This is a genomic window from Xanthomonas sp. NCPPB 2933, assembly GCF_056725225.1.
Genome location: NZ_CM161518.1, coordinates 4,352,854 through 4,368,967 on the forward strand (window position 1 = coordinate 4,352,854; position 16,114 = coordinate 4,368,967).

The window sequence follows — 16,114 nt, forward strand, 5'->3', positions numbered from 1 at the left end:
GCGTTATCGTGGCACTGCCACGTGACGGGAATGCCTGCGCTCTCGGCTTCCAGCACGCGTGCATGCCGAGATACGTTGCGACTGAAGTAATCGGCGCTTCGATGAAATGCGGGAAGCCGCAAAGCCACGCCGATGCCCTGCCCAACGACGCCACGTTCGGCGAACTGCGGCGGAGTTTCGATCAGGTTCGCAGCGCTGAGTTAATCGTGCTCCACCCACATTCGGTCTGCACTTATCTCCGCAGGCAGTTTCGTCATGCCATCGGCATCATGAGTGGCGATGGAAAGATCGATAAAACACGGCGAATGACGCGTTTTTCATAAAGTCATTCTCAAATCTGATAAGCCATCAGCGCATTTGAAGGTAGCGTGCATTGCCATATCTGCCAGTGTGCAGTCAGATGGGATGCCACGCTGTCGATACAGAAAACAGTGTCGACGCACTGCTCTTTACCTTGCAGCAACACTGTTGTTATCCGGATGACACAGATTACGTGACCGCCCGATACCGCCACCACAGGACTCTTGCATGCGCACTCCGTTGAATGTCGTTGCCGTTTCCGGCGGCACCTCGCGCCCTTCGCGCAGCCTTGCGTTGGCTGAGGCAACGCTTGCCGAACTTGCACAACGACTGCCGATCAAACCAAGCATTCTCCAACTCGGCGATATCGCCCGGCCACTGGGCGCGGCGCTGTGGCGCAGCGAATTGGATGAGACGACCGAACAGGCGTTACGCCAGATCGAATCGGCCGACCTGCTGCTGGTCGTCGCGCCGGTGTATCGCGGCTCCTATCCCGGCCTGCTCAAGCATCTGTTCGATCTGATCGACATCAACGCGCTGATCGACACACCGATCCTGCTCGCTGCCACCGGCGGCAGCGAGCGGCATGCACTGGTGATCGACCATCAACTGCGCCCGCTGTTCGCCTTCTTCCAGGCATTGACTTTGCCGATCGGCATCTACGCCACGGAGACCGATTTCCAGGAGTACCGCGTGGTCAATCCGGCCCTGCGTCAACGCATCGAACTGGCCGCCGAACGCGCCGCAGGCGTACTCGGCGCCCGCCCCGACGCGCTGCGGCGTATTGCCTGAGCAAATCCTGCATGCGCAAGTGCGAGTTCTGATAGGTCAGCCGCTTATTAAGTCCCCGCGCACGTAATGACGGACTATTCCTGCAAAGAACTCGCCTAGCACACGTACGCATAGATGCGATGGCTCGCGCAACGAATTGGCCCGTTCCCCACACGGATGTGCGGCTCCTGCGACGGACTCGCCCGATCTAATCCCCGCACATGGATGTGCGGGCTCCTGCGAGGGACTCGCACCGAATGCTCGCACCAAAGAGACCAACCATGGACATGTTCTGGTTCATTCCCACACACGGCGACAGCCGCTATCTGGGCACCAGCGCCGGCGCACGCCAGGTCAGCGCCGAGTACGTGACCCAGGTGGCGGTTGCGGCCGACACCCTGGGCTACGACGGGGTGCTGATTCCCACCGGGCGCTCCTGCGAAGACCCGTGGGTGGTCGCGTCCAGTCTGATCAACGCAACACGCCGGCTGAAGTTTCTGGTCGCGCTGCGCCCTGGCCTGATGGCGCCAGCGCTGGCCGCACGCATGGCCGCCAGTTTCGATCGGCTGTCCGGAGGGCGCCTGCTGGTGAACCTGGTCACTGGCGGCGACCGTGGCGAGCTGGAAGGCGATGGCGTGTTTCTTGACCACGCCGAGCGCTACGAGGCCTCGGCAGAATTCATCCGCATCTGGCGCGAGATCATCGCCCACAGCCACGCAGGCGACAGCTACGACTTCGACGGCAAACATCTGCAGGTGAAGGCGGCCAAGCTGCTGTATCCCACCGTGCAGCAGCCGTATCCGCCGGTGTGGTTCGGCGGTTCTTCCGATGCTGCGCATGAGTTGGCCGCCGAACAGGTCGATACCTATCTCACCTGGGGCGAGCCGCCGGAAGCGGTGGCGGAAAAGATCGCCTCGGTGCGCAGCAAGGCCGCCGCGCTCGGGCGTACGCTCACCTTCGGCATCCGCCTGCATGTGATCGTGCGTGAGACCGATGAACAGGCGTGGGCGGCAGCCGAGTCGCTGATCAGTCACCTGGACGATGACACCGTAGAGCGCGCCCAGAGTGCCTTCGCACGCATGGACTCGGTGGGCCAGCGGCGCATGGCCGCGCTGCACAGCAGCGGTCAGCGCCGCACCCGCGCCGATCTGGAAGTCAGCCCGAATCTATGGGCCGGCGTCGGCCTGGTGCGTGGTGGCGCCGGCACCGCGCTGGTCGGCGACCCGCAGACCGTGGCCAAGCGCATCGAGGAATACGCAGCGCTCGGCATCGACACCTTCATCTTCTCCGGCTATCCGCATCTGGAGGAGGCCTACCGCTTCGCCGAGCTGGTGTTCCCGCTGCTGCCGCGCGCGCTCAAGCAGAAGCTGCCCGGGCAGGCCCTGAGCGGCCCCTTCGGCGAGGTCATCGCCAACACCATCGTGCCGCGCGCTGCGGCGCGCTGACTGGAGCATTTATGAAGCGCCGCAACCTGCTGAAATTCGGAACCCTCGCCAGCGTCGCGCTCGGCGCCTCGCCGCTGTTGTCGAGCACCGCCCTTGCGCAAGCCAACGGTGCGGTTCCCAAACAACTGCGCCTGGACTACGCCTACTACTCGCCGACCTCGCTGGTGCTCAAGCACTTCGGCTGGCTGGAACAAGCGCTCAAGGCGCAGGGCACGCAGGTCAAATGGGTGCTGTCGGCCGGCAGCAATCGCGCGCTGGAATACCTGGGCGGCAACAGCATCGACTTCGGCAGCACCGCCGGCCTGGCCTCGCTGCTGGCGCGCGCCAACGGCAATCCGATCAAGGCCGTGTACATCTATTCGCGCCCGGAATGGATCGCGCTGGCGGTGGGCAAGAACTCGCCCATCCGGCAGCTGAGCGAACTCAAAGGCAAACGCATCGCCGCCACCAAGGGCACCGACGCCTACCTGTTCCTGCTGCGCGCGCTGCGGCAGGCCGGGTTGAGCAAGAACGCGGTGGAGATCGTCCATCTGCAGCATCCCGACGGGCGCGCCGCGCTCGAACGCGGCGATGTGGACGCGTGGTCCGGCCTGGACCCGCACCTCGCCGCGAGCCAGATCGAAGCCGGCACGCGGTTGATCTACCGCAACGTCGCCTTCAATTCCCGTGGCTTCTTGAATGTCAGCGAGACCTTCGCGGCCGCTTACCCCGATCAGATTCCGCTGGTGATCCAGGCCTATGAAAAAGCGCGCAAATGGGCGATCGCCCACCCCGACGAACTTGCCGCGCTGATCGCCACCGAGGCCCGGTTGTCACCCCAGGTCGCCAGGCTACAGCTGCAGCGCACCGACCTGCGCAATCCGGTGATTGGTCCCGAAGAGCGGGCGGCGCTGCAGAGCGCGGCGCCCATCCTGCTGGAAGAAGGCCTGGTCCGGCCCGGCACCGATCTGAGCAAGGTGCTGGCCGCACTGATCGATCCCAGTTACGCCACACGCGCACGTGTGGCGCAGGGCTGAGCGCGGCGATGAACGACACCTCCTTGCGCGTTACACGCAGCTTACCGACCACGGCGCCGTCGCGACTGCGACTCGGACTGCCGGCCAGCAGCCTTGGCTGGCTGTTGCCATTGAGCTTCTTCGGCGCGCTCGAAATCGCCTCGGCGCTCGGCTGGACACCGCGCTACCTGCTGCCGCCGCCAAGCCAGATCCTGGCCACGCTGGCAGACGAGGCCGGCCGCGGGCTGGCCAGCCATATCGGCGCCAGCGTATTGCGGGTGCTGGCCGGCTTCGCCATTGGCGCCGGCCTGGGCTTGCTGATCGGCGTCGGGGTTGGACTGAGCCGCTGGCTGGAACAGCTGATCGACCCCAGCTTCCAGGCGCTGCGTGCAGTGCCCAGCCTGGCCTGGGTGCCGTTGCTGTTGCTGTGGATGGGTATCGACGAGGCGCCGAAGATCACCCTGATCGCCATCGGCGCGTTCTTCCCGGTGTATCTGGGCGTGGTCAGCGGCCTGCGCCAGGTCGACCGCACGCTGGTGGAACTGGGCGAAAGCTACGGCCTGTCCAAACCTCGCCTGGTGCGGCGGATCCTGCTGCCGGCGGCGCTGCCGTCGATCTTCACCGGGCTGCGCACCAGCCTGAGTCTGGCCTGGATGTTTCTGGTGGCGGCCGAACTGATCGCCGCCACGCGCGGGCTGGGCTATCTGCTGAGCGACGGGCGCGAAACCTCGCGGCCGGACATCGTGATCGGTGCGATCGTGCTGCTGGCCCTGCTCGGCAAGCTCAGCGATAGCGTGCTCAAGGCGATCGAATCGCGCACCTTGCGCTGGCGCGACAATCTGCAGAACCGCAGCGTGCCTGGCCATGCAGGAAACCACACGTGAGCAGCACCGGCCTGCAGCTGCGCATCGCCAGCAAACAATTCGGCGCGCGCCAGGTGCTGCGCGACATCGAGCTGCAGGTGGCACCGGGCGAGATTGTCAGCCTGATCGGCGCCAGCGGTTGCGGCAAAAGCACCCTGCTGCGCATCGTGGCCGGTCTGGAACGCGATTACGCCGGCGATGTGCTGCTGGATGGCGCGCGCGTGCGCGGCATCGACCGGCGCATCGGTTTCATCTTCCAGGAACCGCGCCTGCTGCCGTGGCTGGACGTGGCCGCCAATGTCGCCTTCGCCGACGATTCGGATCTGTCGCCAGCTGCGGCGCGGCAATCTCCACGCGTGCAGCAGTTGCTGGGCGAAGTCGGCCTGCTGGACTATGCAAGCGCGCTGCCCAAGCAACTGTCCGGCGGCCAGGCGCAACGCGTGGCGCTGGCCCGTGGGCTGTACCGGCAACCGCGCGTGCTGCTGCTCGACGAGCCCTTCAGCGCGGTGGATGCGTTCACCCGCATCAAGCTGCAGGACCTGCTGCTGCGTCTGGCTGGCGAGCATGGTTTCAGCGTGTTGCTGGTCACCCATGACATCGAAGAAGCGGTCTATCTGAGCGACCGTGCGATTGTCATCGGCGGCCAGCCCGGATCGATTGCACATGCACTGCAGCTGGACACGCCGCGTCCGCGCGACCGTCAGGCCGACGAACCGGCACTGCGTCAGGCCCGCCAGACGCTGCTCGCGGCGCTGCACGACATTCATGTGTTTTGAAGTGATGATCAGGCGCGAGAGCGGCCGTCGGCCGGCCTTGGACAAGTCGCAGACAACGTCATGCAAGCGTGGCACATGAGATTCCGAGTACCGTGCATGCCGATCTGATGAGCGCACAGCCGTTTTGCTCGCCACGCCTGATGCGTCTGCCGAACTGGAATGCAGGCGCAAGACCCTGCTTGGCTGCCGCCCGATCATCAGCACCCAACACTTGCTACTGGTCAACCCGCACTGACCGCACTGTTTCCCATCCGACAAGGCCATCGCGCATGACGAGCCTCCCACCACAACCACCCCTGCTCACTCCGCTGCAGACCGCCCAGCGCCTGGCGGCCGAATTCGCCGAGACCGCGATCGAACGCGATGCACGCGGCGGCACGCCCAAGGCCGAACGCGATGCATTGCGCGCCAGCGGACTGCTCGCGCTGAGCATTCCCGTGCAGTACGGCGGCCTTGGCGCCAGCTGGAGCGAGGTGCTGCAGATCGTGCGCGCATTCGCCAAAGTCGACAGCTCCATCGCGCATGTCTTCGGCTTCCATCATTTGATGCTGGCCACCGTGCGCCTGTTCGGCCAGCCAGCGCAGTGGCAGCCATGGCTGGAACAGACCGCGCGCGCGCACTGGTTCTGGGGCAACGCACTCAATCCGCTGGATACCCGCACCGTCGCCGTGCACCACGACGGCTGGCGCGAGTTTTCCGGCAAAAAAAGTTTCTGTTCCGGTGCCATCGACTCGCAGATGCTGATCGCCTCCGCATTGGACGAACGCAGCGGCAAACTGCTGATCGGCGCCATTCCCACTGCGCGCAGCGGCATCTCGCTGGGCCACGACTGGGACAACATCGGCCAGCGCCAGACCGACAGCGGCAGCGCCACCTTCGAACGGGTGCGCGTGGAAGAAAGCGAACTGTTGCTCGATCCCGGCCCATTGAGCACACCGTTCGCCTGTCTGCGCCCATTGATCGCGCAGTTGCTGTTCGCGCATCTGTTCCTGGGGATTGCCGAGGGTGCGTTCGAAGAAGCGCGCACCTACACCCTGACCCAAGCCCGCGCCTGGCATCGCTCCGGTGTCGAACAGGCCAGCGAGGATCCCTACATCCTGGCCCATTACGGCGAGTTCTGGCTGGGCCTGGAAAGTGCCCGGCTACTCACCGGCCGCGCCGCCGAGCTGCTCGATGCCGCCTGGCGCAAGGAACACGCACTGAGCAGCGACGAACGCGCGCAGGTCGCGTTGGCGGTGGCTGCCGCCAAGGTCGCCACCACCCGTGTCGGGCTGGAGGTCTGCAGCAAGCTGTTCGAAGTCACCGGCGCACGCGCCACCCACGCCGCGCTGCGGCTGGACCGCTACTGGCGCAACCTGCGTACCCAGACGCTGCACGACCCGGTCGATTACAAGCTGCGCGAGCTCGGCGAATGGGCGCTGCGGCAGCAGCCGCCGACGCCCAGTTTCTATTCCTGAGTGTTCCATTCCTGAGTGCGCTGATGTTTCGCCTGCATCCACGCACTCGTTGTGTCAGCCGCGCTTGGTTGCTTGAACGTGATGCGGCGGTAGCGACCAACCGCTCATTCAACGCACGCGCCACTGCGCACTGCAGCGATCGGTCTTTCAGCAACGCGCATGCCTCAGCGCCGGCGATAGTCCACATAATCGAATGCGAATGCATGGCGGGCATCGGCCGTGTGTCGCTCGCGCTGTACCGGTTCCCACACGGCCGGGTCGATCGGCGGAAAGTGGGTGTCGGCCTGCTCCACGATCGTGGCGACCTCGGTCACGGCCAGAACATCTGCCAGTTCCATCGTCAGGCGATACACCTCGCCACCGCCGATCACGCACAGCTCCTGCGCACCGGCCGCATCGGCCTGCACGATCGCTTCATCGATCGAACTCACCGCCTGCATGCCCTCGAACGGCACCTGCGCGGAACGCGTCAGCACCAGATTCAAGCGCCCCGGCAACGCACGCCCCAAGGACTGCGCGGTCTTGCGCCCCATCAGGATCGGCTTGCCTAACGTCAGCGCCTTGAAGCGCTTGAGATCGTCCGGCAACTTCCACGGCAATTCGTTATCGCGGCCAATGGCGTTGTTGCGGTCGAGGGCGACGATCAAGATGATTTTCATGCCTCAGCATACCGCGCAGGCAGGCTGCATCATGCGACCGCCGCTCACACCGCAACCGGTGCCTTGATCGCCGGATGCGGGTCGTAACCCTCGATGGCAATGTCGGCGAAGCGGAACGCGAACAGATCGGTCACCTCCGGATTCAGGCGCAACGTGGGCAACGCGCGCGGTGTGCGCGTCAGTTGCTCGCGCGCCTGATCGAAGTGATTCGAATACAGATGTGCGTCGCCCAAGGTGTGCACGAAATCGCCAACGCCCAGCCCGGTGGCCTGCGCCACCATATGCGTCAGCAATGCATAGCTGGCGATGTTGAACGGCACGCCCAGAAAGATATCGCCACTGCGCTGATAGAGCTGGCAGCTGAGCTTGCCGTTCACCACATAGAACTGGAACAGGCTGTGGCACGGCATCAGCGCCATCTGAGGTAGCTCGCCCACGTTCCAGGCGCTGATCACCAGCCGGCGCGAATCCGGGTTGCGCTTGATCTCGTCCACAAGCCATTGCATCTGGTCGATTTCCACACCATCCGGGCCGGTCCAGCGCCGCCACTGCTTGCCGTAAACCGGGCCGAGATTGCCATCGGCGTCGGCCCATTCGTCCCAGATGCGGACCTGGTTGTCCTTGAGATAGCCGATGTTTGTGTCGCCTTGCAGAAACCACAGCAGCTCGTGGATGATCGAGCGCAAGTGCAGCTTCTTGGTGGTGACCAGCGGAAAGCCGTCGTTGAGGTCGAAGCGCATCTGCCAGCCGAACACGCTGCGCGTGCCGGTGCCGGTGCGATCGGACTTCTCAGCGCCGTGTTCCAGCACATGCTGCAGCAGGTCCAGATACGGCTTCACTTGGCAGCTCCCGCCACGGCGGTGTCCACCACCACTGGCTGCAACACCGGCGCGCGGCGCGACATCGCCAGCAACACCAGCCCGCCGATGATCAACGGCAGGCTCAGAATCTGCCCCATCGTCAGCCAGTTGAAGGCCAGGTAGCCGATCGGCGCGTCGGGCACGCGCACGAATTCCACGATGAAGCGGAACACGCCATACAGCAGCGCGAACATCCCCGACACCGCATAACGCGCACGCGGCTTCAGCGAGAACGCCCACAACACCACGAACATCACCACGCCTTCCAGCGCGGCTTCGTACAGCTGCGAGGGATGGCGCGCGAACTGATTCAACGCACCGGTGGCGTACTGCGCCTGGATCTGGGCAGGCAATTGGCCGGCCAATTCCGGCGCAAGCGGGAAGATCACGCCCCATCCGGCCTGGGTGAACTTGCCCCACAACTCGCCGCCGACGAAATTGCCGAGCCTCCCGAAGCCCAGACCCAACGGCACCAGCGGCGCCACGAAGTCCATCACGTCGAAGAAGTGCAGCCGGTGCTTGCGCGCCCACAGCCCGCAGGCGATCAGCACGCCCAGCAGGCCGCCATGGAAGCTCATGCCGCCCTGCCACACCTTGAACAGAATCAGCGGGTTGGCCAGCAGGCTGTCGAACGCATAGAACAGCATGTAGCCGATGCGCCCACCCAGTACCACACCGAGCATGCCGTAGAACAACAGGTCGGAAAATCCGTCCATGTCCACGCCCGGCAGGCGGCCGCGCAGGATGCGCGAGCGTCCCAACGCCCAGGCGGAGAAGAACGCGGCCAGGTACATCAACCCGTACCAGTGCACCTGCACCGGGCCAAGCGAGAAGGCGATGGGGTCGATGGCGTGCAGATAGATCATGCGGACCGCGGATCACAAAAAAGCGAGGCGTCTATTCTGACATCTCGCACGCGCTCAGCCTAAGAGCTGGGGACGATCGGGCAGCTCGTCTTCATGCTGCGCGTTCGCAGCAGCCGGGAAATGCTCGCTCAACAGCTCGGTCGCCGCCTCGATCCCGGCTAGCACCGCCGCCTCGTGCTCGCCGTCGCGCAGAAATTCCTGCATGCGCCGACACACCTCCGCCCACTGCGCATCCGGCACGCGGCTGCGCAGACCGCGGTCTGCGACCACTTCGATGGCGTGGTCGGCCAGCAGCAGATAGAGCAGCACCCCGTTATTGGCGTCGGTGTCCCAGGTGCGCAATTGCGCGAAGGCCTGTTCGGCGCGTTGCCGGGCGGTGTGCCCACGCCATAGCGCGCTCAGCGGCAGATCGGCTTCCACCGCCACCATGATCTGGCCGGTATGGGTACGCTCGCTGGCTGCAACGGCTGCGGCAATCGCGTCCATGCAACTGGCCGGGAAACTACGCTGCGCCGAGGGCGCAAAGACATGCCTGAGCCAACGCATTACCAGCTCCCCGAGGCGCCACCGCCTCCCGATGACCCGCCACCACCACCCCAACCGCCGCCGCCGAACCCGCCACGGCCGCCGCCCCCAAATCCGCCGAACCCGCCGCCGCCCCAGCCGCCGCCGCCGACAAAGCGCCCCGGCGAGCCGGATGCCAGCCCCGCCAGCAGCCCGATGACCGCAGCGCCAACGCTGGCGAACAACAATGAGGTGAAGAGCAGTGCGGCACCGCCGGCTGCGACGCCGGTCAGCAACGCGCGCAGCGGCCGCGGCAACGCGCCGAGAATGCCGCGCGCCACCATCGCGACGACAAAGCCGATGAACAACGCCATGATCCAGCCGCCGCCACCGCCCGAGCCATTGCCCAAGCCGCCATCGGCATGCCCGCTGACCGGCGCAGGCAAGGCCTCGCCCTCGATCAAACCGGCCAGCGTCGCGGTTGCAGCGCTGATGCCGCCGGCGTAGTCGCCCTCACGGAAGCGCGGTGCCAGATACTCCTGGATGATGCGGTTGGCCGTGATGTCGGGGATCGCGCCTTCCAGACCGTAACCGGGCTGGATCCGCACGCGGCGGTCGTCCTTGGCCACCAGCAGTAACACACCGTCGTCCACGCCCTTGCGGCCGATCTTCCACTGGTCGAACACGCGCTGGGTGTACTGCTCGATCGCCTCCGGCTGGGTGGTCGGCACGATCAGGATCTGCAACTGCGCGCCCTTGCGCTGCTGCAAGGCAAGTGCCTGCTGCTCGAGTTGCTGGATCTGGGTGGCGTCCAGCGTGCCGGTGACATCGACCACTGGCGAGCGCAATGGCGGAATCGCCGCTAGATCCTGCGCCAGCAGCGATGCCGGCAATAGCAGTAGCGCCATCAGCCACAACACCCATCTGTGCGTTTGCCGCATTAGCTAACTCCTACCTGATGAGTACTGAAACTCAGCCGTTCCCTTCTCCCATCGGGAGAAGGTGCCCCGAAGGGGCGGATGAGGGTACGAACGAAGCCTCGTGCAATTAGATGACACAGAGGCTTCGCGCCGTACCCTCACCCCAACCCCTCTCCCGCTGGAGAGGGGCTTGATGCCCAGCTTCTGAAAGTTGGTTGAGCAAGCGGACGATAGATAGATCGACATGCCTAACCTAACAATTGCCTCGACATGCCGTGCGGCCAACCCCGCAGTATTTGATGCTGCGCAAATCGCAATTACTTACTGCGCAGGCTGCGGTTGCTGCACAGGCTGCTGCTGCGGCGCTTGTTGATTACCGAAATCCACCTGCGGCGCACGCGAGATCTGCGCTTCGTTTTCCACAGTGAAATTCGGCTTGGGCTGATACCCGAAGATCTTGGCGGTGATCACCTGCGGGAACGAACGGATATAGGTGTTGTACTCCTGCACCGTCTGGATATAACGACCGCGCGCCACGGTGATGCGGTTTTCCGTGCCTTCCAGCTGTACCTGCAGATCGCGGAACGACTGGTCGGATTTGAGCTGCGGATAATTCTCGCTGACCACCAGCAGACGCGACAGCGCGCTACCGAGTTCGCCCTGCGCTTGCTGGAAATTCTTCAGCGACGCTGCGTCGTCGGCGTTGACCTGAATCTGCCCGACGCGCGAACGCGCATTGGTCACTTCGGTCAGCACCTGGCGCTCCTGCTGAGCGTAGCCCTGCACCGTGCGCACCAGATTGGGAATCAGATCGGCGCGGCGCTGATATTGATTCAGCACTTCCGACCAACCTGCCTTGACGCCTTCCTCCTTCTGCTGGATCGCGTTGTAACCGCAACCGGACAGCGAGACGGTCAGCATCAGCAACACCAGGGCGCGAATCAGGACAGGCATGCAGGCGACTCCGTAGAAGAGAGCCGCAGCATGCCATGTGGCAAGTCAAGCCGGCATGCACATGCGCCCGCCTGGCGGGTTGTTCCACTGGGCGAGCAGTTCTTGGATTAAGAACACCCTCAGTTCGAACGCATCGGTGCGCGCGCGCTCGCTAGGCGCGGCAGAGGCTGGCAATTGTTGAAGAGAGTCACTACGCGCCACACGAACGCCGGGCTCTTCCGCTGACGCACTCGCACTCGCACTCGCACTCTGATGCGTCGCATCGCCATGTACGTCTCCACGCTTTCGCTAAGCAATCGCCTACAAGGGCCTGGCTGCCACGGCGCGCGCGTGACCAATCGCTCTCAGAACACCCGCGGCAACAGAATCAGCCCCCAGCACAGCAGCACATTGATCAGCAGCAAGAACACCGCCGCCGAGCCCATATCCTTTGCGCGGCCGGCCAGTACATGGTGTTCCGGGCCGTAGCGCTCGATCACCGCCTCGATCGCGGAATTCAACAATTCGGCGGCCAGCACGATCAGCAAGGGCGCAATCAGCGCGATGCGCTCCAGACCGGACTGACCGAGCCACAGCCCCAGCGGGGCCAGCACCACGGCCAGACAGACCTCGAGCCGAAACGAAGATTCATGCAGCCATGCCGCGCGCAATCCCTGCCACGACCAGATTGCCGCCTTGAGCATGCGGCGCGGGCCGCGCGGCACGTGTCCCAGTTGATCGGCCACGCGTCAGCGCTTCCGGCCGCAAGGGCGTATCAGGGGACGGATCGAACGCATGGTGTGGTCGCTACTCAGGAAAGGCCGAATTTTGCACCGTGGCGCTGCGCACCGCCAGGGCGTGACACCTGTCCGAACAGGTGGCGTTGGGCCTACAAGGCAGTCGGATCCTGCCGCAAGGCGCACCATCTGCCGCATGGTCGGGCCAGGCCCGAAGAAGCGATCTGCGCGCAAAGCGATGCCACGCCATGGAAGCCGGCAGGTTTGCCCTCCGCTTCCAGCCTGTCGCACCATGGCGGTCCGCTTCACTGCCGCAGGCTCTCTCGCATGATCAAGCATCCCTTGCGCACACTGCTGTGCGCCCTTGCGTTGTTGTCCGGCCACGTCCACGCCGACACCACACACACCGCGCCGCAAGTCCCGGCGCAGGTCTCCAATGCCGCATGGGAAAACGACATGCAGCGCTTTGCCGACAGCGACGCGCAGCAGCCGCCACCCAAGCACGGCATCGTATTCGTGGGCAGCTCGTCGATCCGTTTCTGGGACACCTTGCCGCAGGACTTTCCCGGCAAGCCGGTGATCAATCGCGGCTTCGGCGGCTCCGAAGTGCGCGACAGCACCTGGTACGCAGACCGCATCGTGCTCCCCTACGCGCCGCGCCAGGTGGTGCTGTATGCCGGCGACAACGATCTCAACAGTGGCCGTACGCCGGAGCAGGTGCGCGACGATGTGCTGGCATTCGTAACGCGCATTCGGCGCGATCTACCGAAGGCGTGCATCAGCTATCTGTCGATCAAACCCAGCCCGTCGCGCGCGCATTTGCTGCCGGCAATCGTGACTGCCAATCGCCTGATCAAGGACGCACTCGCGCCGCTGCCGCGCGTGGACTACGTGGACGTTTACACGCCAATGCTGGATGCCAGCGGCAAGCCGCGCCCGGAGTTGTTTCGCGAGGACATGCTGCACATGACCGCCGATGGTTACGCGATCTGGCGCAAAGCGGTGGCACCGGTGTTGGAGCAGAAGTAAGACCAGGCAGATCGGCCGACAAAAGATGCCCTCAGGCCACCACCACCGCCACCGACGTCCCCACATCGGCCTCGCTATGCAATTCGATCCGCCAACCGAAGCGGTCGCACAGCCGGCGCACGATCGACAGGCCCAGGCCGGTGCCCTGCGGGCGTGTGGGATCGGCGCGGAAGAATGGCTCGAATGCACGTGCACGTGCTTCTTCGCTCATGCCGATGCCGGTGTCGCGCACGATGATGCGGTCCTGGGTCACTTCGACTTCGATGCTGCCGGTGTCGGTGTAGGCACAGGCATTACGCAGCAGGTTGCTGAGCACCACGCGCATCACCCGCGGCGGGGCGAACATCTGCAGGCTGCGGTCGCCGACCATCTGCAACGACACCGGCTTGTCGCCAAGCAATTCACGCGCGCTGTCGACTTCTTCGCTGGCCAGTTCGGCGGCGTCGAAGGTTTCGCTTTGCGGGTCGATTTCGGCCTCGCGTGCCAGGATCAAAAACGCATCGATCACCGCTTCCATATCGTGGCCGGCGCGCTGGATACGGCGCAGGCTGCGTTGCGTGCGCGGCGACAATTCGTCGTCGGCCAGGGCCATGTCGCTGGCCACGCGGATCACCGTCAGCGGCGTGCGCAATTCATGACTGGCATCGCGGGTGAAATTGCGTTCGCGCGCAACGTGGTCGCTGACCCGTTGCCCCAGCGCATGTAACGCTGCGGCCAACTGCCGTGTTTCGCCCTGTAATTCGGCAGGCAATCGCTCCGGTGCCAACTCATCCACATCCGGATTGCGCGGGTCCCACTGTGAAACGCGCCGTGCGAGCCAGCTGATCGGCGACACCAGGCGTTTGGAGATGCGATAGGTAAACCACGACACGCCGTAGATCGACAGCAACACCACGATCGCCGGCACCACGCCGTACCACAAGGTCAGATGGGCGGCGCGCGAACGCGAAAACACCAGATACAAGCGTCCTTCCGGACGTTGATCCACATACACCAGCGCGTCGGCAGCGGCCACTTCGCTGAAGCCGCGCGGCAACCGTTGCAACACCGGCGGTGCGTTGTCGCCGAGCTTGCCGGCAGGCGAGAAATAGCCCTGGATATTGCGGGTATTCGGCGGCGGGTTGTTCGGCGCACTCTTGTGCAGGCGCCAAAAATGCACCGCCTCGTCTGCCAGTACGGTGCGCACCAGGCTGTACTTGATCACGAAGGAGATCAGATAGCCGCCAAGGACGATCGCCAGACTCGCCAGTGCGACCTGCAACAGGAAGGCGAGACGTATTTTTCGTGGGAGCCCGTGCGGCATTGCGGCATCCAGGGAGAGCGCCGGATTAGAGGCAACGCTTCCGTGAGCCCGTCGTGCAACCAGCCGGCAGCACGCGGAAGCGAGCGGCGCGTGAGCGCCTACAGGAAAAGCCGGCCGCCAGAAGGCGACCGGCCAGTGACATCAGGCCATCGGTTGGGCGATGTCGGCGATGCGATAGCCGGCGCTTTGCACGGTGTGCAGCAGGGGGCGATCGAACGGCTTGTCGATGATCTTGCGCAGGTTGTACAGATGGCTGCGCAAGGTGTCCGAATCCGGCAACCCATTGCCCCAGATCTCGCGCTCGATTTCCTGGCGGGTGACCACACGCGGCGATTCGCGCATCAGGATGGTGAGCAGACGCAGGCCGATCGGCGAGAGCTGCAGCTCGGTGCCGGCACGGGTGGCGCGCATGCTGACCGGATCGAGCACCAGGTCGGCGACCTTGAGCACTTCCGAACCCACCTGGCGGCGCTCGCGACGGATCAGGGCACGCAGGCGCGCTTCCAGTTCCTGAATCGCGAAGGGCTTGGTCAGGTAATCGTCGGCGCCGAAGCCCAAGCCGGTGAGCTTGTCGTCCAGCGTGTCGCGGGCGGTCAGCATCAGCACCGGGGTGGACTTGCGTGCGTCGTTGCGCAGTCGGCGGCACACTTCGATGCCGTCCAGGCGCGGCAGCATGAGATCCAGCACGACCACGTCGTAGCTGTTCTCGGCGGCCAGACGGTAACCGTCCAGTCCGTCCTGCGCATAGTCGACCTCGAAGCCACGGCCTTCCAGGTACTCGCCGATCATTTCGGAGATATTGCGATTGTCTTCGACGACCAGCACGAGGCCGGACGTTTCCTTGGTCTGACGCATGGACTTTCCTCGGTCTTCAGCTTTGTGAAACATGCCGGATCGACGGTGGAAAGGGCGTGAAGGACCGGCGACGTTCTGTGACAGACGACGCCTAGCGACCGAGCAGTGGACGCAGCGCCGGCAAGACCGTTTCCAGCACCTTCGGCTGAGCCGCAGCGGTCGGATGCAAGCCGTCAGCCTGCATCAGCCCAGGCTGTAGCGCGACCTTTTCCAGGAAGAACGGCACCAGCGCGGTTTTGTACTGTCTGGACAGGTCAGCATAGGTCGCCTTCAGGCGTTCGCGGTAGGCCGGGCCGTAGTTCGGCGGCACATCGATACCGAGCAGCAGCACCTTTGCGCCGGCCTGCTGGCTGAGCTGGATCATCTTTTCCAGGTTGCCCTTGAGCTGGGCCGGGGTCAGGCCGCGCAGCGCATCATTGCCGCCGAGTTCGATCACCACCACGCCGGGGTGGTGCTTTTGAAGCAGGCCCGGCAGTCGCGTCAATGCGCCAGACGTGGTTTCGCCACTGATGCTGGCATTGACGACCGCCGGTGGCGTCGCCATGTCACGCTTCAGGCGTTGGTCCAACAAGGTGACCCAGCCGGACTGCAACGGGATGTTGTGCGCAGCGCTCAAGCTGTCGCCCACGACCAGGATCGGTGCGGTTGCCACCGGACTTTTGGCAGAGGCAATTCCCGGCGCAAGCAGGGACAGTGTCAGCAGCCACAGGACCAGCCCGCCATATCGCAGTGTTCTTTCACGCATTCGGAGATTCCTCATCGACAGTCTGGCCCCCCGCTCCAGCACCCGCACCGCCATCGACGTCCGCGAGGTCGGCAAGTCCGTCAGTGGACCGGAGGG

Annotated in this window: 18 protein-coding genes; 8 read left to right on the forward strand and 10 right to left on the reverse strand. The window is 64.5% G+C overall.

The window, feature by feature from the left end; translation table 11 throughout:
* Nucleotides 1-62: 62 nt before the first annotated feature.
* The 7 genes from AC1PLU_RS18325 to AC1PLU_RS18355 all read left to right on the forward strand — a co-directional run bounded on the left by AC1PLU_RS18325 (nucleotide 63) and on the right by AC1PLU_RS18355 (nucleotide 6,607).
* Nucleotides 63-323, forward strand: a complete 261-nt coding sequence (locus AC1PLU_RS18325) for a hypothetical protein (protein WP_481106922.1) — start codon at nucleotides 63-65, stop codon at nucleotides 321-323.
* Nucleotides 324-528: 205 nt separating this feature from the next.
* On the forward strand, nucleotides 529-1,092 hold the full coding sequence (gene msuE / locus AC1PLU_RS18330) for an FMN reductase (protein WP_481106923.1): 564 nt from the start codon (nucleotides 529-531) through the stop codon (nucleotides 1,090-1,092).
* 260 nt (nucleotides 1,093-1,352) lie between these two features.
* Nucleotides 1,353-2,516 carry an FMNH2-dependent alkanesulfonate monooxygenase gene (gene ssuD / locus AC1PLU_RS18335; protein ID WP_115039841.1) on the forward strand — a complete coding sequence of 388 codons (1,164 nt, stop codon included), beginning with the start codon at nucleotides 1,353-1,355 and terminating at the stop codon, nucleotides 2,514-2,516.
* Between the two features lie 11 nt (nucleotides 2,517-2,527).
* Nucleotides 2,528-3,532: an aliphatic sulfonate ABC transporter substrate-binding protein gene (locus AC1PLU_RS18340; protein ID WP_481106924.1), complete on the forward strand. Its 1,005-nt coding sequence runs from the start codon at nucleotides 2,528-2,530 to the stop codon at nucleotides 3,530-3,532.
* 8 nt (nucleotides 3,533-3,540) lie between these two features.
* Nucleotides 3,541-4,395 (forward strand): ABC transporter permease, encoded by an 855-nt coding sequence (locus AC1PLU_RS18345; protein WP_481106925.1) that lies wholly within the window; start codon nucleotides 3,541-3,543, stop codon nucleotides 4,393-4,395.
* Complete coding sequence (locus AC1PLU_RS18350) at nucleotides 4,392-5,150, forward strand: ABC transporter ATP-binding protein (RefSeq protein ID WP_481106926.1); 759 nt, start codon at nucleotides 4,392-4,394, stop codon at nucleotides 5,148-5,150. The genes AC1PLU_RS18345 and AC1PLU_RS18350 overlap by 4 nt, the downstream gene beginning before the upstream one ends.
* A 269-nt stretch (nucleotides 5,151-5,419) precedes the next feature.
* The gene (locus AC1PLU_RS18355; protein WP_023902927.1) at nucleotides 5,420-6,607 is read left to right on the forward strand and encodes an acyl-CoA dehydrogenase family protein; all 1,188 of its coding nucleotides are present in this window, start codon (nucleotides 5,420-5,422) and stop codon (nucleotides 6,605-6,607) included.
* Nucleotides 6,608-6,771: 164 nt separating this feature from the next.
* Here AC1PLU_RS18355 and AC1PLU_RS18360 read toward each other — a convergent pair whose 3' ends face one another.
* The 7 genes from AC1PLU_RS18360 to AC1PLU_RS18390 all read right to left on the reverse strand — a co-directional run bounded on the left by AC1PLU_RS18360 (nucleotide 6,772) and on the right by AC1PLU_RS18390 (nucleotide 12,095).
* The gene (locus tag AC1PLU_RS18360; RefSeq protein ID WP_481093483.1) at nucleotides 6,772-7,266 is read right to left on the reverse strand and encodes a dihydrofolate reductase; all 495 of its coding nucleotides are present in this window, start codon (nucleotides 7,264-7,266) and stop codon (nucleotides 6,772-6,774) included.
* A gap of 44 nt (nucleotides 7,267-7,310) precedes the next feature.
* Nucleotides 7,311-8,105, reverse strand: a complete 795-nt coding sequence (locus tag AC1PLU_RS18365; RefSeq protein WP_481093484.1) for a thymidylate synthase — start codon at nucleotides 8,103-8,105, stop codon at nucleotides 7,311-7,313.
* On the reverse strand, nucleotides 8,102-8,992 hold the full coding sequence (gene lgt / locus AC1PLU_RS18370; RefSeq protein WP_104550680.1) for a prolipoprotein diacylglyceryl transferase: 891 nt from the start codon (nucleotides 8,990-8,992) through the stop codon (nucleotides 8,102-8,104). The genes AC1PLU_RS18365 and lgt overlap by 4 nt, the downstream gene beginning before the upstream one ends.
* Nucleotides 8,993-9,046: 54 nt before the next feature.
* Nucleotides 9,047-9,538 (reverse strand): TPM domain-containing protein, encoded by a 492-nt coding sequence (locus AC1PLU_RS18375; protein WP_481093485.1) that lies wholly within the window; start codon nucleotides 9,536-9,538, stop codon nucleotides 9,047-9,049.
* Entirely contained in the window at nucleotides 9,538-10,437 is a 900-nt protein-coding gene (locus AC1PLU_RS18380) for a TPM domain-containing protein (RefSeq protein WP_481093486.1), read from the reverse strand. The genes AC1PLU_RS18375 and AC1PLU_RS18380 overlap by 1 nt, the downstream gene beginning before the upstream one ends.
* A 300-nt stretch (nucleotides 10,438-10,737) precedes the next feature.
* A complete protein-coding gene (locus AC1PLU_RS18385) occupies nucleotides 10,738-11,370 on the reverse strand; it encodes a LemA family protein (protein WP_023902764.1) in 633 nt (210 codons plus the stop codon).
* A gap of 344 nt (nucleotides 11,371-11,714) precedes the next feature.
* Complete coding sequence (locus AC1PLU_RS18390; protein ID WP_023902762.1) at nucleotides 11,715-12,095, reverse strand: diacylglycerol kinase; 381 nt, start codon at nucleotides 12,093-12,095, stop codon at nucleotides 11,715-11,717.
* A gap of 318 nt (nucleotides 12,096-12,413) precedes the next feature.
* Between AC1PLU_RS18390 and AC1PLU_RS18395 the strand changes: the two genes are divergently transcribed.
* On the forward strand, nucleotides 12,414-13,115 hold the full coding sequence (locus AC1PLU_RS18395) for an SGNH/GDSL hydrolase family protein (protein WP_481093488.1): 702 nt from the start codon (nucleotides 12,414-12,416) through the stop codon (nucleotides 13,113-13,115).
* A 31-nt stretch (nucleotides 13,116-13,146) separates the two neighbouring features.
* Here the strand turns inward: AC1PLU_RS18395 and AC1PLU_RS18400 are convergent, their stop codons facing one another.
* The 3 genes from AC1PLU_RS18400 to AC1PLU_RS18410 all read right to left on the reverse strand — a co-directional run bounded on the left by AC1PLU_RS18400 (nucleotide 13,147) and on the right by AC1PLU_RS18410 (nucleotide 16,033).
* Nucleotides 13,147-14,418: a sensor histidine kinase gene (locus tag AC1PLU_RS18400; protein WP_183086883.1), complete on the reverse strand. Its 1,272-nt coding sequence runs from the start codon at nucleotides 14,416-14,418 to the stop codon at nucleotides 13,147-13,149.
* Nucleotides 14,419-14,559: 141 nt separating this feature from the next.
* Complete coding sequence (locus AC1PLU_RS18405; RefSeq protein ID WP_002811889.1) at nucleotides 14,560-15,273, reverse strand: response regulator transcription factor; 714 nt, start codon at nucleotides 15,271-15,273, stop codon at nucleotides 14,560-14,562.
* 91 nt (nucleotides 15,274-15,364) lie between these two features.
* Nucleotides 15,365-16,033 (reverse strand): arylesterase, encoded by a 669-nt coding sequence (locus tag AC1PLU_RS18410; protein ID WP_481093618.1) that lies wholly within the window; start codon nucleotides 16,031-16,033, stop codon nucleotides 15,365-15,367.
* Nucleotides 16,034-16,114: the final 81 nt, after the last annotated feature.

What these genes read in the sequence shown, in the direction of transcription:
- AC1PLU_RS18360 (WP_481093483.1), bottom strand. Translation starts at nt 7,266, where the DNA reads ATGAAAATCATCTTGATCGTCGCCCTCGACCGCAACAACGCCATTGGC.
- AC1PLU_RS18400 (WP_183086883.1), bottom strand. Translation starts at nt 14,418, where the DNA reads ATGCCGCACGGGCTCCCACGAAAAATACGTCTCGCCTTCCTGTTGCAG.
- AC1PLU_RS18345 (WP_481106925.1), top strand. Translation starts at nt 3,541, where the DNA reads ATGAACGACACCTCCTTGCGCGTTACACGCAGCTTACCGACCACGGCG.
- AC1PLU_RS18385 (WP_023902764.1), bottom strand. Translation starts at nt 11,370, where the DNA reads ATGCCTGTCCTGATTCGCGCCCTGGTGTTGCTGATGCTGACCGTCTCG.
- AC1PLU_RS18380 (WP_481093486.1), bottom strand. Translation starts at nt 10,437, where the DNA reads ATGCGGCAAACGCACAGATGGGTGTTGTGGCTGATGGCGCTACTGCTA.
- ssuD (WP_115039841.1), top strand. Translation starts at nt 1,353, where the DNA reads ATGGACATGTTCTGGTTCATTCCCACACACGGCGACAGCCGCTATCTG.
- AC1PLU_RS18410 (WP_481093618.1), bottom strand. Translation starts at nt 16,033, where the DNA reads ATGAGGAATCTCCGAATGCGTGAAAGAACACTGCGATATGGCGGGCTG.
- AC1PLU_RS18375 (WP_481093485.1), bottom strand. Translation starts at nt 9,538, where the DNA reads ATGCGTTGGCTCAGGCATGTCTTTGCGCCCTCGGCGCAGCGTAGTTTC.
- AC1PLU_RS18405 (WP_002811889.1), bottom strand. Translation starts at nt 15,273, where the DNA reads ATGCGTCAGACCAAGGAAACGTCCGGCCTCGTGCTGGTCGTCGAAGAC.
- msuE (WP_481106923.1), top strand. Translation starts at nt 529, where the DNA reads ATGCGCACTCCGTTGAATGTCGTTGCCGTTTCCGGCGGCACCTCGCGC.
- AC1PLU_RS18325 (WP_481106922.1), top strand. Translation starts at nt 63, where the DNA reads ATGCCGAGATACGTTGCGACTGAAGTAATCGGCGCTTCGATGAAATGC.
- AC1PLU_RS18340 (WP_481106924.1), top strand. Translation starts at nt 2,528, where the DNA reads ATGAAGCGCCGCAACCTGCTGAAATTCGGAACCCTCGCCAGCGTCGCG.
- lgt (WP_104550680.1), bottom strand. Translation starts at nt 8,992, where the DNA reads ATGATCTATCTGCACGCCATCGACCCCATCGCCTTCTCGCTTGGCCCG.
- AC1PLU_RS18395 (WP_481093488.1), top strand. Translation starts at nt 12,414, where the DNA reads ATGATCAAGCATCCCTTGCGCACACTGCTGTGCGCCCTTGCGTTGTTG.
- AC1PLU_RS18355 (WP_023902927.1), top strand. Translation starts at nt 5,420, where the DNA reads ATGACGAGCCTCCCACCACAACCACCCCTGCTCACTCCGCTGCAGACC.